Genomic DNA, 21199 nt, shown 5'->3' with positions numbered 1-21199 from the left:
GTGGGTGTGCTCGTCAGTAGCCTTGGAAGGCTCGTCAGAAAAGACGTGCACCGCTGGCAAAAGAGCCAGGTCTGACGCTGTGAAGCAGGTTTGTCTCGGTCGCGTCTGCGGCTTTGACGGTGAAGCATCAAGCGTTTTCCGCAAATGCCATTAGCCCGGCTGAGGGCCGGGCTTGGCAGAAGCTTGCTACGAACGTCTGTGTATTAGTACAGACGAACGGCGCGGCGCTGTTCGCGCTGAACTTTCTTCGCGTGACGCTTAACAGCGGCTGCTGCTTTGCGCTTACGCTCAGAAGTAGGCTTCTCGTAGAATTCGCGGCTACGAACTTCAGCCAGTACACCGGCTTTTTCGCAGGAGCGCTTGAAACGACGCAGAGCTACGTCGAAGGGTTCGTTCTCTTTTACTTTGACGGCTGGCATCCAGAGCTACCTTCATTCATTACCGGGGTCAACATCCTCGTGGCAAAAGAGCACTTGAAGACGTCGGTTTTTAAGGGTTGCGGATGTTAACGCCTCATCGCTCGGAATGCAAAGCCTCTGATCGAAAACCGCTGGCCGGGGCATCACGTGGCGACTATTATGCGCGCCTTCGAATTCAGCCTAAACAAGGCGCAAACCCATGCTAGTACTGGGATTAGAAACCTCCTGCGACGAAACCGGTGTCGCATTATATGACAGTGAACGCGGCCTGCTGGCCGACGCACTGTTCAGCCAGATCGACCTGCACCGCGCCTACGGCGGTGTGGTGCCGGAGCTGGCCTCGCGCGACCACGTCAAACGCATGCTGCCCTTGATTCGTCAGGTGTTGGCCGAAGCTGACTGTGTGCCGACCGAGATCGACGCCATCGCCTATACCGCGGGTCCTGGCCTGGTCGGTGCCTTGCTGGTGGGCGCCTCTTGCGCTCAGGCGCTGGCCTTCGCCTGGGGTATTCCGGCGCTGGGTGTGCACCACATGGAAGGCCATTTGCTGGCGCCGATGCTGGAGCCGCAACCGCCGCAATTCCCGTTCGTCGCTTTGTTGGTGTCGGGTGGTCATACGCAGCTGGTTCAGGTCGATGGGATTGGCCATTACACGCTGTTGGGCGAGACACTCGACGATGCCGCCGGTGAAGCGTTCGACAAAACGGCGAAGATGATGGGCCTCAATTATCCGGGCGGTCCGGAAATCGCCAAGCTTGCAGAGCGGGGTGTTTCAGGGCGTTTCACCTTTCCGCGTCCCATGTGCGATCGCCCGGGCCTGGCATTCAGCTTCAGTGGCTTGAAAACCTTTGCCCTGAACACCTGGCAGCAGAGCGTCAGCGCCGGGGACGACAGCGAGCAAGCCCGTTGCGACATCTCGCTGGCGTTCCAGCAGGCCGTGGTGGAGACTTTGACCATCAAGTGCAAGCGCGCCCTGAAGCAGGCGGGCATGAAGCGTCTGGTGATCGCTGGGGGCGTCAGCGCCAACAAGGCGCTGCGCACCTCCCTGGAGAAAATGCTCGGCGACATGAAAGGCGATGTGTTTTATGCCCGTCCGGAGTTCTGCACCGACAATGGCGCGATGATTGCGTTTGCCGGTTGCCAGCGCTTGCAGGCCGGTCAGCACGAAAGCCTGGCGATCAGCGTGCAGGCGCGCTGGCCGATGGAGCAACTGTCGGCTTTGTGATGAGCGGTGCTCATGTCCGGTATTTAAAAATGCCGTTCGCGCCCGGCAAACAGGTCGCGTAGATTTCCGCGATGACGCCAGACGATCAGTCCCGTGAGTGCGCTCATGGGCAGCAGTGCCGCCGGTTCCTGCCAGGCCAGCAGCGGCAGGGTCAGCGGTGTGGCGATCAGTGCGGCGAGTGAGCTGGTGCGGGTCAGGTAGAACGTCAGCACCCAGGTGCAGGCCGCCAGCAATGCAGCGGGCGGATACAGGCCCAGGAGCATTCCGGCTGCGGTGGCGACACCCTTGCCACCGCGAAAGCGGAAGTACAGCGGGAACAGGTGGCCGATGACGGCGCAGACGCCGATCCAGGCTTGTTCTTGGAGCGAAAGACCCGCAACACCGGCGATCAGCACTGGTAGCAAGCCTTTGCAGAGGTCGCCGATCAAGGTCAGGATGGCGAGCTTCTTGCCCGCCAGACGCAGCATGTTGGTGGCGCCAGCATTGCCCGAGCCACTCATTCGCGGATCGGGGTTACCGGTCAGGCGGCTGAGCAAAATGGCGAAGGACAGAGAGCCGAGCAGGTAGGCGAGGGTCGCCAGTAACCAAAACATGCTAACTATTCCGGGCGAGGACGCCCTGATTCTAACGGCGCATTGCGCCCTTGTCGTGCAGCGGAGAAAAGTGCTTGGACAGAGTGTTTATCGAGGGCCTGGAAGTCGACACCGTGATTGGTGCCTACGACTGGGAACGAGGCATCCGACAGTGCCTGCGACTTGATCTGAGCTTCGCCTGGGACAATCGCCCGGCAGCGGCAGGCGATGACCTGACCCTGGCGCTCGACTATGCCAGCGTTTCGTCACGTATCCAGGCCTTTGCCGAACAGGCACAGTTCCAGCTGGTCGAGACCTTCGCCGAGCGTCTGGTTGAGGTGTTGATGGGCGAATTCAAGATCACCTGGATGCGCCTCAAGCTGACCAAACCAGGCGCCGTCCCGGCGGCCATCGGTGGTGTGGGCGTGGAGATCGAGCGCGGATGTCGCTGACTCAGGTGTATCTCGGGCTCGGTAGCAATATCGAGCGCGAAACCCATTTGCAGGCCGGCCTGGAAGCCCTGGCGGGATTCCTGGTGGATATACGCTGCTCGGCGGTATTCGAAAGCCAGCCTGTGGGAATCAAGAGCGGGCCGTTCTTCAATTTTGTGGTGTCGGCTTACACCAATCTGCCGCTGATGGAGCTGGACCGTCGATTGAAGTTCATCGAGGCGGACAATGGCCGTTATGCGCCGGACCGCAAGGGTTTGCCGCTGGATATCGACGTGCTGCTGTTTGGCGATCTGGTCGGCAATTTCGACGGACTGATCCTGCCGCGGGCAGAGATTCTGAAAAATGCCTTCGTGCTGTGGCCGTTGTCGCTGATTGCGCCGGACAGAGTGCATCCGGGCGTAGGCAAAAGCTTTGTGACGTTGTGGCGTGAGGCGCAGATTGATCAGGTGTTGGCGCCGGTGGCGTTTGAGTGGCGCGGTGAGCAATTGACCCCTTCGAATTTATTGTGAGGTGGATGACGCCTTCGCGGGCAAGCCTCGCTCCTACAGTTCCGGGTTATTTTCCAATTGTGTGATCGGTCCGAACTTGTAGGAGCGAGGCTTGCCCGCGAAGCTTTTCAAGTAGACGCCGTCTCTTTGTAAATCTTCAACGCCTTGAGCCGTTCGCGCTTGATTGCCTCGCCCAATTCCGGCCCCTTGAATCCCTTCTCCAGCAATGGCTGTACCGCCACGCTCCGTGCCGCAGTCGCCGCCCCGCGCAAATAATCCGCCTGTGGATAACTTCTCTGCTCCAGACCTTTTCGGCCTCGGGCGTCCATCTCGCACGCCGCAATGAAATCTTCAAACCGCTGCGGTCGACGGTAAACGTCGAAACTCTGCAGCAGCTCCAGCAAAGTCGAGGCCTTCAGCTCCAGAGCGCGGTGGCCGTGGGTGTGATATTGGCCCACCAGCAATGCCAGTTCCTGACAGTCCTTCGGTGCCTTGAAGCGTTCGTTGACCGCTTTGATCAGCTTCAGGCCCGTGTGTTCATGGGCGATGTGACGCGGCCACTCTTCCTTAGGGGTCAATCCTTTGCCCAGATCATGCAGCAGGCACGCCCAACGCACGGTCAGCGGCTGTTTGTGCTGCGCCGCTTGCTCAAGCACGCTCAGGGTGTGCACCCCCGTGTCGATTTCCGGGTGGTGGGCTACCGGTTGTGGCACGCCGAACAGGGCATCGACTTCCGGCATTAACACCTTGAGCGCGCCGCATTCGCGCAGCACCTCGACGAAGACCTGTGGCTGATCTTCCATCAACGCACGGGAAATCTCTTTCCAACTGCGTTCGGCAGTCAGCGCCTCCAGTTCGCCTGACTCGCTGAGTTGACGCATCAGCTCAAGTGTTTCAGGCGCGACGGTGAAACCCAGCCCGGCATAACGAGCAGCGAAGCGGGCAACGCGCAGAACACGGAGCGGATCTTCGGCGAACGCGGGGGAAACGTGACGAAGCACTCGAGCTTCGAGATCGCGCTGGCCGTGGTAAGGATCGGTCAGATTCTGCTGATCGTCTTCGGCCATGGCGTTGATCGTCAGGTCGCGACGGATCAGGTCTTCTTCGAGGGTGACTTCGGGGCTGGCGTGAAAGGTGAAGCCGCCGTAACCACGTCCGCTTTTGCGTTCGGTACGGGCGAGGGCGTATTCCTCACCGCTCTTGGGGTGAAGAAATACCGGGAAGTCAGCGCCCACCGGGCGATAGCCCTTGGCGAGCATTTCTTCGGTGGTGGCCCCGACCACAACCCAGTCGATATCGGTGACAGGTTTGCCCAGCAGGCGATCGCGTACCGCGCCGCCGACTTTAAAAATCCGCATAAAAAACCTCCGTTAGCTCGACAGAATAACCTTTGCGTCGTACTTCCGGAGGCAGAAACAGGATCAAAGATGAATGACGGCCAAGTCCAGCCGGCCGTAATCCCCCTCGCTGTGCTCGCTTCTGGGCGGAACATGGTGAACTTTCATGACTTGGTCGCCTTGCAACGTTTCCAGGTGAATGTCGAAGCCCCACAACCGGTGCAGGTGCTTGAGCACTTCCTCTGTGGACTCGCCCAGCGGTTTGCGGTCGTGTTGCTGGTGACGCAAGGTCAGGGAGCGGTCGCCGCGCCGGTCGATGCTGTAGATCTGAATATTGGGCTCGCGATTACCAAGGTTGTACTGTGCGGCCAGGGTTTCGCGAATGGTGCGGTAGCCGCCTTCATCGTGAATGGCCGGGACCAGCAGATCGTCCTTTTGGTCGTCATCGAGAATACTGAACAACTTCAGGTCGCGGATCACCTGCGGTGACAGGTACTGCAGGATGAAGCTTTCATCCTTGAAGCTGCTCATGGCGAACTTGATGCTCGACAGCCAGTCGGTACCGGCAATCTCAGGGAACCAGCGGTAATCCTCTTCGGTAGGGTGTTCACACATGCGGCGGATGTCCCGGTACATGGCAAAACCCAGGGTGTAGGGGTTGATGCCGTTGTAGTAGGGGCTGTCGAAGCCGGGTTGGTAGACCACGCTGGTGTGTGACGTCAGAAACTCCATCATGAAGCCGTCGGTAACGAGGCCTTCGTCATACAGATCGTTCATCAGCGTGTAGTGCCAGAACGTGGCCCAGCCTTCGTTCATGACCTGGGTCTGGCGTTGCGGATAGAAATACTGGGCGATCTTGCGCACGATCCGCACGATTTCCCGCTGCCAGGGCTCCAGCAGCGGCGCGTGTTTTTCGATGAAGTACAGGATGTTTTCCTGGGGTTCGGCGGGGAAGCGTGCGTTGTCCTTGTCGCTGTACTTGTCGGCCCCTTTTGGAATGGTGCGCCACAGATCGTTGATCTGCTTCTGCAAATGCTCTTCCCGATCCTTCTGCCGGCGGCGTTCTTCTTCAGCCGAGATCGGATAGGGGCGTTTGTAGCGATCAACCCCGTAGTTCATCAACGCATGGCAGGAATCCAGCAGGTCCTCCACCGCATCGATGCCGTGGCGTTCTTCGCACTGCATGATGTACTGCTTGGCAAAGACCAGGTAATCGATGATCGAACTGGCGTCGGTCCAGGTGCGGAACAGGTAATTGCCCTTGAAGAAGCTGTTGTGGCCGTAGCAGGCGTGAGCGACCACCAGGGCTTGCATGCAGATGGTGTTTTCTTCCATCAAATAGGCGATGCATGGGTCCGAATTGATCACAATCTCGTAGGCCAACCCCATCTGCCCACGGCTGTAGGACTTCTCGGTGCTGAGGAAGTGTTTGCCGTAGGACCAATGGTGATAACCCAGCGGCATGCCGACGGAGGCGTAGGCATCCATCATCTGCTCGGCGGTGATCACTTCGATCTGGTTGGGGTAGGTATCCAAGGCATAACGAGCCGCTAGGCGACTGATTTCTTTGTCGTAAGCCTGGATCAGCTCGAACGTCCATTCGGAGCCGGTGGAAATGGGTTGGCGCTTCTGCTCTTTGGCGGTCATGTCACTAACCTGCGCTGGAAGAGTTCACGGAAGACCGGGTAGATATCCCCGGCCGAGACCAGTTGCTGCTGGGCAAAAGTGTCAGAGAAGGCTTCGGCAATGCGTTCGTATTCGAACCACAAAGCCTGGTGTTCGCGAGGGGTAATCTCAACGTAAGTGTAGTACTGCACGAACGGCATGATCTGGTTGATCAGAATGTCGCGGCAGATCGGCGAGTCGTCGTTCCAGTTGTCGCCGTCGGACGCTTGGGCTGCGTAGATGTTCCACTCATTGCTCGGATAACGTTCGGCCATGATCTCTTGCATCAGTTTCAAGGCGCTGGAAACGATGGTGCCGCCGGTTTCCCTGGAGTAGAAGAATTCCTCCTCATCCACTTCGCGGGCGCTGGTGTGGTGGCGGATGAATACGACGTCGATCTTGTCGTAGTTACGCTTGAGAAACAGGTACAGCAGGATGAAGAAGCGCTTGGCGATGTCCTTGGTCGCCTGGGTCATGGAGCCGGACACGTCCATCAGACAGAACATCACCGCCTTGGAGCTGGGGTTCGGCTGCTTGATGAGCAGGTTGTACTTGAGGTCAAAGGTATCGAGAAAGGGAACGCGATGGATGCGCGCACTGAGTTTTTCGATTTCTGCTTCGATCTCCTGAATATCGCCGAAGTTATCCGGTTCATCCCGCTTGAGTCGCAGCAGTTCCTCTTTGGCTTCCCGTAACTTTGCCCGGCTGCTGCCAGACAGGGCGATTCGCCGGGCATGGGCCGAGCGCAGGGTTCGGATGATGTTGATTCGCGACGGGTTGCCTTCGTTGCTGATACCCGCGCGTACGGTCTTGAAAGTGTCGGTGCCGGTCAGGTTGCGTTTGACCAGGTTCGGCAGCTCGAGGTCCTCGAACATGAACTCGAGAAACTCCTCCTGGGTGATCTGGAAGACAAATTCGTCCATCCCTTCGCCCGAGTTGCCGGCCTTGCCTGGGCCCCGTCCACCGCCACCTCCTGGTGGGCGTGCGATGTGTTCGCCGCTGGTGAATTCCTTGTTTCCGGGGTGCACGACCGTCTGCTTGCCACCGCGTCCATGGTGAAGCACCGGCTCGTCGATGTCGCGGCCGGGGATGCTGATCTGTTCGCCGTGCTCCATATCGGTAATGGAACGCCGGCTAACCGCCTCTTCGACGGCTTTCTTGATGTGGTCACGGTAACGCCGCAGAAACCGCTGGCGGTTCACCGTGCTCTTGTTCTTGCCATTGAGACGTCGGTCGATCACATAGCTCATGACTGCTCCTTAGAAGCTGTCCTGAAAGGGGCGAGCGGTTATGCAGCATCGTACCGAGTGCCAAGGGATGTTCACGCTCCCCCAAGCGCTTTGGATGCTGCCTGAACCTCGCTACCGACTTTCGAACACCTTCCAGAGGCCTGTGTAACAGAAAAAGCGCACACAGGTCTCTGGCTGACGACAACCGGTCTGACCGGCAGCGGGTTACTGTGATTTTCTGACCCGCAGATACCACTCGGACAGCAGTCGTACCTGTTTGTCGGTGTAGCCCCGCTCGACCATCCGTGTGACGAAGTCGTTGTGCTTCTGCTGGTCCTCTTTGCTGGCCTTGGCATTGAAGCTGATGACTGGCAGGAGGTCCTCGGTGTTGGAGAACATTTTCTTCTCGATGACCACCCGCAGTTTTTCGTAGCTGAGCCAGGTCGGGTTTTTGCCATTGTTGTTGGCCCGGGCGCGCAAGACGAAGTTGACGATTTCGTTGCGGAAATCCTTCGGATTGCTGATGCCGGCCGGTTTTTCGATTTTCTCAAGCTCTTCGTTCAGCGCGACGCGGTTGAGGATTTCGCCGGTTTCCGGATCTCGGTATTCCTGGTCCTGAATCCAGAAGTCGGCGTACAGCACGTAGCGATCGAAGATGTTCTGGCCGTATTCGCTGTAAGACTCGAGATAGGCAGTCTGGATCTCCTTGCCGATAAATTCGATATAACGCGGTGCCAGGTACTCCTTGAGGAAGCGCAGATAGCGTTCGCGGGTCTCGGCCTGGAATTGTTCCTGTTCGATCTGTTGTTCCAGCACATAGAGCAAATGCACCGGGTTGGCGGCGATTTCGTGCGGATCAAAGTTGAAGACCTTGGACAGGATCTTGAACGCAAACCGGGTCGATAGACCGTTCATGCCTTCGTCAACGCCGGCGTTATCGCGGTATTCCTGGATCGACTTGGCTTTTGGATCCGTGTCTTTGAGGTTCTCGCCGTCATACACGCGCATCTTGGAATAGATGTTGGAGTTTTCCGGCTCCTTGAGGCGTGAGAGCACGGTGAACTGGGCGAGCATTTTCAGAGTGTCGGGTGCGCAATGGGCCTTGGCCAGTGAGCTGTTGAACAGAAGCTTGTCGTAGATCTTCACCTCGTCGCTGACCCGCAGGCAGTACGGCACTTTGACGATATAGATCCGGTCAATGAAGGCTTCGTTGTTCTTGTTGTTGCGGAAGGTGTGCCATTCCGATTCGTTGGAGTGAGCCAGCAGGATCCCGGTAAACGGAATCGCACCGAGGCCTTCGGTACTGTTGTAGTTGCCTTCCTGAGTGGCGGTCAGCAATGGGTGCAGCACCTTGATTGGCGCCTTGAACATTTCGACGAATTCCATCAGGCCCTGGTTGGCCCGGCACAGAGCGCCTGAATAGCTGTAGGCATCGGCGTCGTTCTGTGGGTATTCCTCCAGTTTGCGGATATCGACCTTGCCCACCAGCGCCGAGATGTCCTGGTTGTTTTCATCGCCCGGTTCGGTTTTGGCCACCGCGATCTGGTTGAGAATCGACGGATAGAGTTTCACCACACGGAACTGACTGATGTCGCCGCCGAATTCGGCCAGGCGCTTGGTGGCCCATGGCGACATGATGGTGTTGAGGTAGCGCCGCGGAATGCCAAAGTCTTCTTCGAGGATCGCACCATCTTCAGTGGCGTTGAACAGACCCAGCGGCGACTCGAATACCGGCGAGCCCTTGATGGCGTAGAAAGGCACTTTCTCGATCAGCTGTTTCAGCTTCTCGGCCAGGGACGATTTACCGCCACCGACGGGGCCGAGCAGATAGAGGATTTGTTTCTTCTCTTCCAGGCCCTGAGCGGCATGGCGGAAATACGACACGATCTGGTCAATGCATTCTTCCATCCCGTGGAAGTCTTCAAAGGCCGGATAGCGGCGGATCACCTTGTTGGAGAAGATTCGCGACAGCCTCGAGTTGGCCGAGGTGTCGAGAAGCTCCGGTTCACCGATGGCCAGTAACAGACGCTCGGCGGCGGAGGCGTAGGCGCTGCGGTCGCTTTTGCACAGCTCCAGATACTCTTGCAGCGAGAGTTCTTCCTGGCGTGTTGACTCGAAGCGTTGTTGGAAGTGGCTAAAGATACTCATGACGTCACCTCGCTCGATACGTGGAGCCGACGCCGGATCATTCAGTCGATGCTGGCAGCAACCGGATATGCAGTTGCTGTTTACCCCCCAGAACTCTTTCGGATCTGACTACCCCGAAAGCTACTCCCGATGATCCGCGCGCCGGTGTACCGGCTCTCCCCTGTTTTGGATGGCCTGGGCTTAAGGATAGTTGCTAATTCGGGAGGTAAAGGCGAGATACGTAATTAGTTGTGGCAGACCGTTCGTCTGCCACCGTGCGAGCCCGCGGGGGCCGGGGCTTGCACGTTACAAAAAAATTATTCGGAGGTGCCTTGCGCTGTTTCCGCAGGATAAGTCGTGCGCCACAGCTCAAAACCGCCATCCATGCTGTACACGTCGGAAAAGCCCTGGCTGATCAGGTAAGCGGCGGCACTCTGGCTGGAATTTCCGTGGTAGCAGACCACTACCGTAGGCGCATCAAGGTCGGCTGCACGGATGAAGTCCGAGATGGAAACGTTGTCCAGATGCTTCGAGCCGGCGATGTGCAGCGCGGCAAAGGTAGCAGGGTCACGGACATCGACCACCACTGCGCCTTGTTCGCGCAGGGCCTGTGCCTGTTCTGGTGGGATGCGTTTGAATTCGCTCATGGCGGGCTCCTGTGGCTCGGCTGAAAGCGCAGTCTAGCGCTGGGCGCTGGCTGACGTTTGTTCGGGAATGATGGGGGCAACTGGCGGTAGGGTGTGACCATGTTCGTCGCATTTGCACAGCAGGCGTTCACCGGTGTCGACGTTCATCAGGGTCATGGAGCCACCCCAGACACACCCGGTGTCGAGCGCGAAGACGTCTGCCTCGTCACACCGGCCTTCGAGCGCCGCCCAATGGCCGAAGATGATCTTCACGCCCTTGGTCTTGCGCTCCTTGTGCTTGAACCACGGCGCATAGCCCGGTGGCGCGGTGTCGATGCCTTCTTTGCCCTTGAGGTCGAGTTTGCCCTCGCTGGTACAAAAACGCATGCGGGTGAAATAGTTGGTGATCACGCGCAGGCGGGTCACGCCTCTGAGGTCGCTGTCCCATTTCACCGGATCGTTGCCGTACATGCCGTCAAGGTAGGCCGGGAAGCGGTTGTCGTCGCGCAGGGCTTCTTCAACTTCTGCGGCGCATTTCAAGGCTTTGCGCAGCGACCACTGTGGCGGGATGCCGGCATGGACCAGGGCAATGTTGCGCTGTTCGTCGTAGTGCACGAGCTTTTGCTGGCGTACCCATTCCAGCAGTTCCAGACAATCGGGGGCGTCGAGAATTTCGCACAGGGTATCGGATTTCTTCAGGCGTTCGATGTTCTGCCCGGCCGCCAGCAAGTGCAGGTCATGGTTGCCGAGCACGCACACCAGCGATTCGCGAATGCTATAGAGGAAGCGCAAGGTTGCCAGCGACTGCGGGCCACGGTTGACCAGATCGCCCACCAGCCACAGACGATCCTTTGCAGGGTCGAAAGCGACTTGTTCGAGCAGGCATTGCAGCGGCTCAAGGCAGCCTTGAAGGTCGCCGACGGCATACGTTGCCATCAGTGCAGGGCTCCGGGCACCGCCAGGCGGAAGGGGGCGATGACGGCGTCGAAGTGTTTACCGTCGTCGGCCACCATCTCATAAGTACCTTGCATCGTGCCGACCCTGGTGGTCATGACGGTGCCGCTGCTGTAAGTGTGGTTTTCACCGGCCTGGATTAAAGGCTGCAAGCCCACGACACCTGCACCGCGAACCTCCTCGACATGCCCGTCGCCATCGGTGATGACCCAGTGCCGTGACAGCAGCTTGGCCGGTAACTCGCCGTTGTTCTGCACGGTGATGGTGTAGGCAAAAGCAAAGCGGTCGTGTTCGGGTTGCGATTGTTCTGCCAAATAGCGGGTGACGACGCTGACGTCGACCTGATAACGAGGATCGGACATGCAAGAGGCCTTAAAATCGAAGCGGGACGCGGGGCGTAGCTGATTGAACTCAGTCTAGGCCAAGTATCGAGTAGTAAACCAGACATGGGCGCTGGTGTCCTACCCGATAACGCTCGACGCCTGTCAGTCGACGGCGGGGGATGGCAGGACTTGTTCGCTGAGCTTGTCGGCCAGGCGCACGAACGCGGCAAGGTCGAGCTGTTCAGGACGAAGGCTGCCGTCGACACCGGCAGCGGTAATTTCGTCGTTGCTCAGCAGCAGTTTGAGGGTATTGCGCAGGGTCTTGCGGCGCTGGTTGAAGGCTTCACGCACAACACGCTCCAGCAGCTTGTGATCCTTGGCCGGGTGCGGCAGCACCGTGTGAGGCACCAGGCGCACAATGGCCGAATCGACTTTCGGTGGCGGATTGAACGCGCCGGGGCCGACGTTGAACAGATGCTCAACCCGGCAATGATACTGAACCATGATCGACAGACGGCCCCAGTCACCGCCGCCAGGACCTGCCGCCATACGCTGGACCACTTCCTTTTGCAGCATGAAGTGCATGTCGCGAATCAGGCTGGCGTTATGCAGCAAGTGAAAAATCAGCGGCGTAGAGATGTTGTATGGCAGGTTGCCGACGACCCGAAGGCTGCCCGGCGCTGCGTTCAGGCTGTTGAAGTCGAACTTCAGCGCATCGCCCTGATGCAGGTTGAAGTTGCTCTTGCCGGCGAACTGCTGATTGAGGATCGGGATCAGGTCTTTGTCCAGCTCCACCACGTCCAGTTGTGCGCCGCTGCCCAGCAGTCCCTGGGTCAATGCACCCTGGCCTGGGCCGATTTCCAGCAGGCGGTCCTCAGGCTTGGCGTGGATGGAGCGCAGGATGCGGTCGATAACGCCGGCATCGTGCAGGAAGTTCTGGCCAAAACGCTTGCGCGCCCGGTGTTGGTAATGCTCGGTCATAAACGGGTCTCGGCCATCTGGTAGGCGGTTTCCAGGGCGACTTGCAGGCTGCCGGTGTCGATGTTGCCGCTGCCGGCCAGATCCAGGGCAGTGCCGTGGTCGACCGACGTGCGGATGATCGGCAAGCCCAGGGTCACGTTGACTGCCGCGCCGAAGCCTTTGTATTTCAGCACAGGCAGGCCCTGGTCGTGGTACATCGCCAGCACCGCGTCGCAGTGCTCCAGATATTTGGGGGTAAACAGAGTGTCGGCGGGCAGGGGGCCACGAAGGTCCATGCCCTCGCCGCGCAGGCGCTCTAATGTAGGTTCGATGATGTCGATTTCTTCATGGCCCAGGTGTCCGCCTTCACCGGCGTGCGGGTTTAGCCCGCAGACCAGGATACGTGGCTGGGCGATGCCGAACTTTTGTTGCAAGTCCGTGTGCAGAATGCGTGTGACCCGTTCCAGCCGCTCCGGCGTGATTGCATCGGCAATCTCCCGAAGGGGCAAGTGAGTGGTGACCAGCGCTACGCGCAAGCCGCGGGTGGCAAGCATCATCACCACTTGTGCGGTATGGGTCAGGTCAGCAAGAAACTCGGTGTGCCCGGAGAAGGCAATGCCGGATTCATTGATCACGCCCTTGTGCACAGGGGCGGTGATCATGCCGGCGAAATGTCCGTCGAGGCAGCCTTGGCCCGCACGGGTCAGGGTTTCCAGGACGAACGCCGCATTGGCCTTGTCCAGTTGCCCGGCGGTGACCGGTGCATTGAGCGGGGTATCCCAGACGTACAGGCTGTTGGCGGGTGCCGGAGCATCCGGCCAACTGTCTGGTGTTACCGGGAGCAAATCGACAACCACGCCCAGCTGCGCGGCCCGCTCAAGGAGCAGGTCGCGGCTGGTAATGGCAATCAGGGGGTGTGGCTGGGCTTGCGAGGCGAGTAGCAGGCACAGGTCGGGACCTATGCCGGCCGGTTCGCCGGGTGTCAGCGCGAAACGCTTGGGTTTCACTGCGCTGCCTGGTCTGCACCAGGGAGTTTGATCTCTACGTATGCTTCGTCACGGATCTGACGCAGCCAGGTTTGCAGCTCTTCGTCGTATTTGCGGTTACGCAGTACGGTCATCGCTTGCTGCTCACGGGCCTGGGTAGTGCTGTCGGTGGCGCGACGGCCAAGGACTTCCAGAACGTGCCAGCCATATTGGGTCTGGAAAGGCTTGGACAGCTGACCTTGCGGGGTCTTGGCCATCACTTCGCGGAACTCAGGCACCAATGCATTTGGGTCGATCCAGTTCAGGTCGCCGCCGTTGAGAGCGGAACCCGGGTCTTCCGAGAAGCTTTTCGCAAGTTCGCCGAAATCTTCACCCGCTTCGATTCGGGTATAGAGCGATTCGGCCAGTGCCTTGGTTTTTGCTTCGTCGCGAATCGGGCTAGGTTTGACCAGGATATGACGCACGTGCACTTCGTCACGCGTCTGGGTTTCACCGCCACGCTTGTCGAGGATCTTAAGGATGATGAAGCCGCCCGGCGTGCGCATAGGCTGGGTAATGTCGCCAACCGTCATGGTACTCAGCATGCGATCGAACGGAGGTGGCAATTGACCGGCTTTACGCCAGCCCATGTCGCCGCCTTCCAGTGCGGTTTCGCTGGCGGATTTGGCGATTGCCAACTGACCGAAATCAGCGCCTTGCTTGAGTTGCTGGTAAACCGCGTCCGCTTGCTTGGCCGCATTCTGAATCGCATCGGAGTTGGCGCTTTCCGGTGTAGGAATCAGGATGTTGGCCAGGCGGAATTCTTCGGACAGCTGCATTTTGCCGAGGTCAGACGCGAGGAAGTTCTTCACTTCCTGTTCAGACACCTGGATACGTTCGGCCACACGGCGCTGACGCACACGGCTAATGATCATTTCGCGGCGGATCTGTTCCCGGGCGTCCTCGTAGGAGAGGCCATCGCGAGTCAGGGCAGCACGGAATTGATCAATCGACATGTTATTGCGCTGAGCAATGGTGCCGACAGCCTGGTTCAGTTCTTCATCGGTGATACGGATACCGGAACGCTCGCCGATCTGCAGTTGCAGGTTTTCGACGATCAAGCGCTCAAGCACCTGTTGATCCAGCACGCCGGCCGGAGGCACCGCAGCACCACGTTTGGCGATGGTTTGCTGAACCTCGTGAACGCGCTGGTCCAGTTGGCTCTGCATGACCACGTCGTTGTCGACAATGGCCACCACTTTATCGATGGACTGTACCGCGGCGTTCGCCGCAGTACCCAGGAACAGCGCGCCCAGCACTAGCGGGCGCAGACAATCAGAAAGCTTGGTCTTCACGTTCACGATAACCTTGGATGCCTTTGTCGAGGAAGCTCTCTACTTTGGCGCCGGTGAGGCCGCCGAGACCTTTCAGAACGATTTGTAGGAAGATGCCATGGTCGCCTTTTTCGTTTTCCGGGGCGTTCTGACTGAATTCGTCATACGAAACCCAGTAACGGTTGATCAGGCGCAGTTTCCAGCAGCAGTTGTCGTACTCGAAACCACCGAAGGCTTCCAGGGTACGGTTGCGGTTGTAGTCATACTGCCAGCGACTGATGACGTTCCATTGCGGCACGACCGGCCAGATCACCGAGAAGTCGTGCTGTTGGATTTTGTAGTAGTCCTTCACATAGCCAGGTTGGCCAGGGGTGCCGTAGTCACCGCCGCCTACCGACCATTTACCAGTGTTCTGGTCGTAACGAACCTGGTCGTTGCGATAGCGATAGCCGGCGTTGATGACCTTGTTAGGGTTGTCTTCAGGCTGGTAGTGGAACATCGCGCTACCCGAGCGAGGGCTGCGGCTGTCCGGGTCCCAGTTATAGTCGGCCGTGGTGCGCCAATCGCGGTTCCAGCGGTACTCGTATTCCAGCGCATAAGGCGACACGTTGGAGTGCGCGTCGTCGCGGGTTTTTGCATCGATACCCGGCAACTGGACTTCGCGGTCCTTGAAGTACAAGGCCTGGCCGACGCTGATGCGTTGACGCTCGAAACCGTTGTCTTCGATCCAGCGGTTGGTCACGCCCAGGGACAACTTATTCTCGTCGCCGACGCGGTCGGTGCCGGAGAAGCGGTTGTCGCGGAACAGTGACGCGTAGTTGAAGGTGTATTCGCCAGTGTCGAACACCGGGATATCTTCCTGGTTTTCCTCAGGTACATAGAGGTAGAACAGGCGCGGTTCCAGGGTTTGGCGATAGTTCTTGCCGAACCATGTGGTATTTCGGTCGAAGTACAGTCCGCTGTCGATGCTGGCGATTGGTACGCCACGATTCTGGTTGGAGCCGAAATGTCCATTGACATTGTCAGTCCCGGCTGCAGCAGCGGCTTGATCCTGAGCCACGATCTGGCTTTTGCCAATACTGTCCAGGTCCAGCTGATACTGGGTGTACTGGTACTTGAGCGATGGCTTCAAGAAACCATACGTCCAGTTCAGAGGCAGGCTGACAGTCGGGGCCAGGTTGAGACGGTCGCCAGTAGCGCGCGCCAAACCGACAACGTTAGTATCCAGTCGTGGACTTACATTGTCATCTTCATCCGTGAAGGTGCCGTTTTTCAGGTCACGATCAAACCGCACGACTTCGGTGTTATACGAGAAATCCAGACCGCCAGGATGTTGCGGCAGCGCACCATTGAAGGTGATTTGCGGCAAACGGTCGTATGGCGTGATGGCCGAGACCGTCGCCAGCTGATAGGCCGTGGCGCTTACCGTCGCGGCATAATTATCGCCACGATAAACCACAGCCCCTTGCTGGGTTACATAGTCCTCGCTTTTCACACCAATCTGGTCAGTCTGCAGATCCTGGAAGTAATACGGATCGCTGATCTTGGTGTAATCGACTTGCGTGTAAACGCGCGAATCGAGGCCACCTTTATGCTGCCAGTTATACATGTAGCGGTTTTTCTGGTAGTCGGTCTGCTTGCTGCGATCGGTGTCTTCGTCGTTGAGGTACGCGGCGCCGAACTGACCTTCACTGGACTTGGTCAGGTAGCGGAACTCGCCTTCCATCAGCAAGCCATGCTTGCTCATGTAACGCGGATACAACGTGGCATCGTAGTTTGGCGCCAGGTTGAAGTAGTACGGTGTTACCAGCATGAAGCCGGTATCGCTGCCCGTGCCGATAGTCGGCGGCAGGAAGCCGGACTGGCGACGGTCGTCGATCGGGAAATAGATGTACGGCGTGTACAGGACAGGAATGTCCTTGACCCGCAGTGTCACGTTGGTTGCGGTACCGAAGCCGGTCGCGGGGTTCAAGGTGATGTTGTTGCCCTTGAGCTGCCAGGCGTTGCTGTTCGGTTCGCACGTGGTGTACGTACCATCCTTGAGGCGGATGATCGCGTTTTCGGCACGTTTGGCGTACAGCGCGTTACCGCGGATACGGGATTTGTGCATCACGTATTCGGCGTTATCGACCTTGGCTTCACCGGTGTCGAGCTGCACATCGGCGTGGTCGCCCACAATCAGCGCGCCGTTGTCGCGAATGCGCACGTTGCCGCTCAGTTCGCCACGGCTCTCGGCCTGGTACAGGTTCGCTTCGTCGGCTTCGACCTGCATGCTGCCCTGACGCATGACGACGTCACCGGCCAGGGTCGCGACTTGTTCATCCTGCTTATAGCGAGAGGCCTTGGCGCCGATAAAGGTCGGGGCGTCACTTTTATCCGTCTTGTCATTCATGCCAGGACGAATCGGTTCGATATAGGAACCAGAGCAGTAAGGACCGGTCTCGGCCAGTTGCGCCGCCGTGAGGTTCTCGCGCGGAACCCAGTCGAGGTGACTGTAGTCTGCACTACGCGACTTCAGGCCGCGGCCTTTGGACTCGGTAACCAGCACAGGCTTGGCGCCGATGTCTTCACTGGTGCCACTCTCGGTTGCAGGTTCGCCGGTGGCGGAAACTGCGCTGCCGTCATGGACGGGACGCGGAGGCAAAGCCGCCGCTGGCGCTTTTGGCGCACAGTCCCAGGCACCCGAAGCAGAGACTGAGCAGTCATACTGTTCCGCGGCGACCACGAAAGAAGTGGCTAGGGGTTGCAGGGCCAGCAGACTGCCGGTAACCAACAACGGAAATTTTTTACGAAACGCGGGGGATTTCAATGCCATCTTATTAGTCCGGGCTTCCTGCGTGCCATCTGCCCGCGGTGTGGGCCGCACGCCTCTCGATGGTCTGAAAAAGATGCTGGATAATAAAGCATGACCCGCTTGACGGCTAGCGCCGTCGGAGACCCTTGTAATGCCTGACCAAGATGTACGTTTGCAACACCTGAAAGTTTGGCTCGATGAGCAATTGGCAATCCTCTTTGCAGAACAAGGTTGGGGCGCCGTACCCCCGGCCACATTGACTGCGGCCAGTAGCGATGCGAGTTTTCGGCGCTATTTCCGATGGGAAGGCGAGGGCCGAAGTTTCGTCGTGATGGACGCGCCACCGCCCCAGGAAAACTGCAAACCCTTCGTGGATATCGCTTTTTTGCTGGCGAAATCCGGAATAAATGTGCCGAAAATTTATGCTGAAGATCTCGAGCGCGGTTTTCTTTTGCTCAATGACCTGGGCAACAAGACTTATCTGGACGTGATCGACAGCGAAAACGCCGACGATTTGTTCAAGGATGCCCTGCAAGCATTGCTGGCTTTTCAGCAGTTGCCGATGGTTGCGCCGTTGCCGAGTTATGACGTGGCCTTGCTGCGTCGTGAGCTGGAACTGTTCCCCGAGTGGTACGTGAAACGCGAGTTGGGCATCGAGTTCGACCCGGCGCAGCAAATGCTCTGGCAGAACGTGACTGAGCTGCTGATCGACAGCGCCCTGGCCCAGCCCAAAGTGCTGGTGCATCGCGACTACATGCCACGCAACCTGATGCTCAGCAAGCCAAACCCTGGCGTGCTGGATTTCCAGGATGCGGTCTATGGCCCGGTAACCTATGACGTGACGTGCCTGTTCAAGGATGCGTTCCTCAGTTGGCCCGAGGAGCGTGTGCGCGCCTGGCTGGAAAATTACTGGCAGCAAGCGAGTGCGCTCGGCATTCCCGTGCAGCCTGATTTCGAAGACTTCCTGCGGGCCAGCGACCTGATGGGCGTGCAGCGTCACCTGAAAGTGATCGGCATTTTCGCCCGCATCTGTCATCGCGACGGCAAGCCGCGCTACCTGGCCGATGTGCCGCGCTTCTTTGCTTATATAGACGCGGTGATCGCACGCCGTCCTGAGCTGGCCGAGCTGGATGTGTTGCTACTGAGTCTGCGTGCTGGAGGCCCTGCATGAAGGCAATGATTCTGGCGGCCGGCAAAGGCGAGCGCATGCGCCCGCTGACCCTGACCACACCCAAGCCGCTGGTTCGTGCCGGCGGCGTGCCTCTGATTGAATATCACTTGAAAGCCCTGGCAATCGCCGGGTTTACCGAGATTGTGATCAACCACGCCTGGCTCGGTCAGCAGATCGAAAGTTACTTGGGTGACGGCTCGCAATACGGTGTGCGAATTCAATACTCGCCGGAAGGTGAGCCACTGGAAACTGGCGGCGGCATCTTCCGCGCGTTGCCGTTGCTGGGCGATGACGCGTTCCTGGTGGTCAATGGTGACATCTGGACTGACTACGACTTCAGCGTGCTGCATCAACCCATCGCCGGGTTGGCGCATCTGGTACTCGCGGATAACCCGGCCCATCACCCGACCGGCGATTTCACGCTGTTCGACGGGCAGGTGCGCGATGGTCAGCCGGACACCGCCACCCTGACCTACAGCGGCATTGCGGTGCTGCATCCGCAACTGTTTGACGGTTGCTCGGCTGGCGCTTTCAAACTGGCACCGTTGCTGCGCAAGGCCATGGTCGATGGACAGGTTACCGGCGAACGCCTGAACGGACACTGGGTGGATGTAGGCACGCACGAGCGTCTGGCTGAAGTTGAAACCCTGATAGAAGCGAGACGCTGAGATGCTGTGGCCAGGGACTCTGATTGGAGCCGGAGCGGGCTTTGCCATAGCCAGCATTCCGGGGGCCATGCTCGGTGCTTTGTTGGGGCAGGCGCTGGATCGGCGCTTGCACCTGCAGAGCTGGGGGCATTTGCGTGAAAAGCTCGGCGGTCGTCCGATGCTGCGCAACGATGAACTGTTGTTCGTGCTGCTGGGGCGGTTGGCCAAGAGCGATGGACGCGTGGTGGATGGCCACATCCAGCAGGCCCGTCAGGAAATGCGTTCGTTGGAAATGACCGAGTCGGCGCAGCGTCGTGCCATTGCCGCGTTCAATCGTGGCAAGTCGGGCCGTGACCGGTTGCGGGGGTATCTGCGGCGCTTGAGTGCTCAGCCTCATGCCGCCGAAGGCGTGTTGCGCGCCTGTTGGCGCATGGTCTGGGCTGATGGGCGCGCGGGGAACAATGAACGCGAATTGCTAGCCCAGTGGGGCAAGTGGCTGGGCTGGACGCCGCAACAAGTACTGGCGCTGGCGGCCGACTACGATCAGCAAAAGCGACCGCAGGTCAGCAGCACCCTGACTTATCAGGATGCCTTGCAGCTGTTGGGGGTATCGGCGACCAGCGAGCCTGCGCAGATCAAGCGTGCCTATCGACGCCTGCTCAGTCGCCATCACCCGGACAAGATTGCCGGCAGCGGTGCGACGGCGTTGCAGGTGCGTGAGGCGACTGACAAGACTCGCGAACTGCACACGGCCTACACGTTGATTCGTGAGCGGCGGGATTTTCGTTAGCAGGAAAGATTTTTGTCGCCTGGGAGGCCGTCTTCGCGGGCAAGCCTCGCTCCTACAGATTCCGCGTCATACGACACAGAATCTGTAGGAGCGAGGCTTGCCCGCGAATGGGGCGGCGTGGTCTATCAGTCCGCCGCCTTCTGCGGATTCAACCACCCGCGCACCCGGCGCACCAGTTGCTCTTGCTCTGCCTTGGCATTACCGGGCAACGCTTTGAGCGACACCTGACTGAACGCCGAAGACTTCAATCGCTTGCTAGCCTGCATTCGTGCCAGCGCTGCGTTGCGATCCAGCGGCTTATCCAAGTAGAAGATATCTGCCGTCGGCAGCTTCAGTGTCGGCGTCAGTTCGACCAGCTCGGGTTTCGCCGCGGCAGGTGTCTGTGCCGCGACCATCACAAACTTCTCCACTTGCGACGGCTGCTTCTCGCTCAAGTAACGCGCGGCCCAGTAAGCGCCGGTGCCATGGCCCAACACCACAATGCTGCGAGCGCTTTGCTGTTCGGCATAGGCAATGGCCGCATCAATGCGAGCAAAGATGCGTTCGGCGTCGGCCTTTGATTGTTCCTCGGTGGTTTCAGCGATGGCCTTATCGGCAACTTCCGCTTCACCCCCGGCGGCTTGCTCGATGGGGGCTGCCGTGGTCGAGTCCTTGCTGCCGGTTTCCGGTGCCTTGAGCGTTGGCGGCATTTCCACGACGCGTGGCGCAATGGAATCACTTTGCAGGTCGGGCAAGGTGATACTCAGGCTGCTCCACTTCGCGTCGGGCAATTTGTTGCGCAATGGGCTGATTGCTTGCGGCCAGTCAACGGTTTCACCTGCGCCAGGGATGATAATCACCGCACCTTTGGGCTCGGCGGTGTTGGCCGGTTTCCACAGCGCAAGAAAGGTGTCGGCGCCGGCTTGCAGTTGTTGCTGTTCCTGCGCAGGGATTTTTCGCTCAAGTGCTGTCGCTTCTTCCTGACTACGCTCAAGCAGTGGCTGGCGTTCGACCGGGTTTTCTTCTGCGGGCTTTTCCGCAGCGGCAGGTGCCGGATCGGCCGCCTCGACGGAAAAGGCGCAAGGCAGGATCAGCGACAGGCACAATGCTGGCAGTGCCAGGCGGTAGACAGGGGGCATCGG

20 protein-coding genes are annotated in these 21199 nt (G+C 58.9%); 6 read left to right on the top strand and 14 right to left on the bottom strand.

The annotated features are described in order from the left end of the window. Positions 1–203: 203 nt before the first annotated feature. Positions 204–419, bottom strand: a complete 216-nt coding sequence (rpsU, locus tag ACA068_RS26795; protein WP_002551877.1) for a 30S ribosomal protein S21 — start codon at positions 417–419, stop codon at positions 204–206. A gap of 199 nt (positions 420–618) precedes the next feature. Here rpsU and tsaD point away from each other — a divergent pair, with 199 nt between their 5' ends. Next, positions 619–1644: a tRNA (adenosine(37)-N6)-threonylcarbamoyltransferase complex transferase subunit TsaD gene (gene tsaD / locus ACA068_RS26790; protein ID WP_010467153.1), complete on the top strand. Its 1026-nt coding sequence runs from the start codon at positions 619–621 to the stop codon at positions 1642–1644. A gap of 23 nt (positions 1645–1667) precedes the next feature. Here the strand turns inward: tsaD and plsY are convergent, their stop codons facing one another. Beyond that, positions 1668–2237: a glycerol-3-phosphate 1-O-acyltransferase PlsY gene (plsY, locus tag ACA068_RS26785; protein WP_497305922.1), complete on the bottom strand. Its 570-nt coding sequence runs from the start codon at positions 2235–2237 to the stop codon at positions 1668–1670. A 74-nt stretch (positions 2238–2311) separates the two neighbouring features. Here plsY and folB point away from each other — a divergent pair, with 74 nt between their 5' ends. Then, positions 2312–2668, top strand: a complete 357-nt coding sequence (gene folB, locus ACA068_RS26780) for a dihydroneopterin aldolase (protein WP_497305921.1) — start codon at positions 2312–2314, stop codon at positions 2666–2668. Next, a complete protein-coding gene (folK, locus tag ACA068_RS26775; protein ID WP_497305920.1) occupies positions 2659–3177 on the top strand; it encodes a 2-amino-4-hydroxy-6-hydroxymethyldihydropteridine diphosphokinase in 519 nt (172 codons plus the stop codon). The genes folB and folK overlap by 10 nt, the downstream gene beginning before the upstream one ends. Before the next feature lie 107 nt (positions 3178–3284). Here the strand turns inward: folK and ACA068_RS26770 are convergent, their stop codons facing one another. From ACA068_RS26770 to ACA068_RS26720, 11 genes are all read right to left on the bottom strand, one after another. Next, positions 3285–4514: a multifunctional CCA addition/repair protein gene (locus ACA068_RS26770; protein WP_497305919.1), complete on the bottom strand. Its 1230-nt coding sequence runs from the start codon at positions 4512–4514 to the stop codon at positions 3285–3287. A 63-nt stretch (positions 4515–4577) separates the two neighbouring features. Further along, positions 4578–6140: a SpoVR family protein gene (locus ACA068_RS26765; RefSeq protein ID WP_077747309.1), complete on the bottom strand. Its 1563-nt coding sequence runs from the start codon at positions 6138–6140 to the stop codon at positions 4578–4580. Further along, complete coding sequence (locus ACA068_RS26760; protein ID WP_010467159.1) at positions 6137–7408, bottom strand: YeaH/YhbH family protein; 1272 nt, start codon at positions 7406–7408, stop codon at positions 6137–6139. The genes ACA068_RS26765 and ACA068_RS26760 overlap by 4 nt, the downstream gene beginning before the upstream one ends. 204 nt (positions 7409–7612) lie before the next feature. After that, complete coding sequence (locus ACA068_RS26755) at positions 7613–9535, bottom strand: PrkA family serine protein kinase (protein WP_008147199.1); 1923 nt, start codon at positions 9533–9535, stop codon at positions 7613–7615. Positions 9536–9831: 296 nt separating this feature from the next. After that, positions 9832–10161, bottom strand: a complete 330-nt coding sequence (glpE, locus tag ACA068_RS26750) for a thiosulfate sulfurtransferase GlpE (protein ID WP_497305917.1) — start codon at positions 10159–10161, stop codon at positions 9832–9834. A gap of 33 nt (positions 10162–10194) precedes the next feature. Further along, positions 10195–11076: a symmetrical bis(5'-nucleosyl)-tetraphosphatase gene (locus ACA068_RS26745; RefSeq protein WP_497305915.1), complete on the bottom strand. Its 882-nt coding sequence runs from the start codon at positions 11074–11076 to the stop codon at positions 10195–10197. Beyond that, positions 11076–11456, bottom strand: a complete 381-nt coding sequence (gene apaG / locus ACA068_RS26740; protein ID WP_497305913.1) for a Co2+/Mg2+ efflux facilitator ApaG/CorD — start codon at positions 11454–11456, stop codon at positions 11076–11078. Before apaG ends, ACA068_RS26745 begins: the two co-directional genes overlap by 1 nt. A 123-nt stretch (positions 11457–11579) precedes the next feature. After that, entirely contained in the window at positions 11580–12398 is an 819-nt protein-coding gene (gene rsmA / locus ACA068_RS26735) for a 16S rRNA (adenine(1518)-N(6)/adenine(1519)-N(6))-dimethyltransferase RsmA (protein WP_497305911.1), read from the bottom strand. After that, on the bottom strand, positions 12395–13384 hold the full coding sequence (gene pdxA, locus ACA068_RS26730; protein WP_497305909.1) for a 4-hydroxythreonine-4-phosphate dehydrogenase PdxA: 990 nt from the start codon (positions 13382–13384) through the stop codon (positions 12395–12397). Before pdxA ends, rsmA begins: the two co-directional genes overlap by 4 nt. Next, positions 13381–14697 carry a peptidylprolyl isomerase SurA gene (gene surA, locus ACA068_RS26725; RefSeq protein WP_497305907.1) on the bottom strand — a complete coding sequence of 439 codons (1317 nt, stop codon included), beginning with the start codon at positions 14695–14697 and terminating at the stop codon, positions 13381–13383. Before surA ends, pdxA begins: the two co-directional genes overlap by 4 nt. Continuing rightward, a complete protein-coding gene (locus tag ACA068_RS26720; RefSeq protein WP_497305905.1) occupies positions 14678–17491 on the bottom strand; it encodes an LPS-assembly protein LptD in 2814 nt (937 codons plus the stop codon). Before ACA068_RS26720 ends, surA begins: the two co-directional genes overlap by 20 nt. A 130-nt stretch (positions 17492–17621) precedes the next feature. Between ACA068_RS26720 and ACA068_RS26715 the strand changes: the two genes are divergently transcribed. From ACA068_RS26715 to ACA068_RS26705, 3 genes are read left to right on the top strand one after another with little or no spacing between them, the layout of a single operon-like run. After that, entirely contained in the window at positions 17622–18641 is a 1020-nt protein-coding gene (locus tag ACA068_RS26715; RefSeq protein WP_497305903.1) for an aminoglycoside phosphotransferase family protein, read from the top strand. After that, the gene (murU, locus tag ACA068_RS26710) at positions 18638–19309 is read left to right on the top strand and encodes an N-acetylmuramate alpha-1-phosphate uridylyltransferase MurU (RefSeq protein WP_497305901.1); all 672 of its coding nucleotides are present in this window, start codon (positions 18638–18640) and stop codon (positions 19307–19309) included. Before ACA068_RS26715 ends, murU begins: the two co-directional genes overlap by 4 nt. Before the next feature lies 1 nt (position 19310). Beyond that, complete coding sequence (locus ACA068_RS26705) at positions 19311–20078, top strand: TerB family tellurite resistance protein (RefSeq protein ID WP_497305899.1); 768 nt, start codon at positions 19311–19313, stop codon at positions 20076–20078. Between the two features lie 125 nt (positions 20079–20203). Here ACA068_RS26705 and ACA068_RS26700 read toward each other — a convergent pair whose 3' ends face one another. After that, entirely contained in the window at positions 20204–21196 is a 993-nt protein-coding gene (locus tag ACA068_RS26700; protein ID WP_497305897.1) for an alpha/beta hydrolase family protein, read from the bottom strand. Positions 21197–21199 lie beyond the last annotated feature (3 nt).

It is taken from the genome of Pseudomonas sp. LBUM1660 (genome assembly GCF_059695935.1).
This window is presented reverse-complemented; position numbering and strand designations above follow the sequence as displayed.

Coding starts and splice junctions, on each gene's coding strand:
- rpsU (WP_002551877.1), bottom strand. CDS start 419: ATGCCAGCCGTCAAAGTAAAAGAGAACGAACCCTTCGACGTAGCTCTG.
- tsaD (WP_010467153.1), top strand. CDS start 619: ATGCTAGTACTGGGATTAGAAACCTCCTGCGACGAAACCGGTGTCGCA.
- plsY (WP_497305922.1), bottom strand. CDS start 2,237: ATGTTTTGGTTACTGGCGACCCTCGCCTACCTGCTCGGCTCTCTGTCC.
- folK (WP_497305920.1), top strand. CDS start 2,659: ATGTCGCTGACTCAGGTGTATCTCGGGCTCGGTAGCAATATCGAGCGC.
- ACA068_RS26770 (WP_497305919.1), bottom strand. CDS start 4,514: ATGCGGATTTTTAAAGTCGGCGGCGCGGTACGCGATCGCCTGCTGGGC.
- ACA068_RS26765 (WP_077747309.1), bottom strand. CDS start 6,140: ATGACCGCCAAAGAGCAGAAGCGCCAACCCATTTCCACCGGCTCCGAA.
- ACA068_RS26760 (WP_010467159.1), bottom strand. CDS start 7,408: ATGAGCTATGTGATCGACCGACGTCTCAATGGCAAGAACAAGAGCACG.
- ACA068_RS26755 (WP_008147199.1), bottom strand. CDS start 9,535: ATGAGTATCTTTAGCCACTTCCAACAACGCTTCGAGTCAACACGCCAG.
- glpE (WP_497305917.1), bottom strand. CDS start 10,161: ATGAGCGAATTCAAACGCATCCCACCAGAACAGGCACAGGCCCTGCGC.
- ACA068_RS26745 (WP_497305915.1), bottom strand. CDS start 11,076: ATGGCAACGTATGCCGTCGGCGACCTTCAAGGCTGCCTTGAGCCGCTG.
- apaG (WP_497305913.1), bottom strand. CDS start 11,456: ATGTCCGATCCTCGTTATCAGGTCGACGTCAGCGTCGTCACCCGCTAT.
- rsmA (WP_497305911.1), bottom strand. CDS start 12,398: ATGACCGAGCATTACCAACACCGGGCGCGCAAGCGTTTTGGCCAGAAC.
- ACA068_RS26720 (WP_497305905.1), bottom strand. CDS start 17,491: ATGGCATTGAAATCCCCCGCGTTTCGTAAAAAATTTCCGTTGTTGGTT.
- ACA068_RS26715 (WP_497305903.1), top strand. CDS start 17,622: ATGCCTGACCAAGATGTACGTTTGCAACACCTGAAAGTTTGGCTCGAT.
- murU (WP_497305901.1), top strand. CDS start 18,638: ATGAAGGCAATGATTCTGGCGGCCGGCAAAGGCGAGCGCATGCGCCCG.
- ACA068_RS26705 (WP_497305899.1), top strand. CDS start 19,311: ATGCTGTGGCCAGGGACTCTGATTGGAGCCGGAGCGGGCTTTGCCATA.
- ACA068_RS26700 (WP_497305897.1), bottom strand. CDS start 21,196: ATGCCCCCTGTCTACCGCCTGGCACTGCCAGCATTGTGCCTGTCGCTG.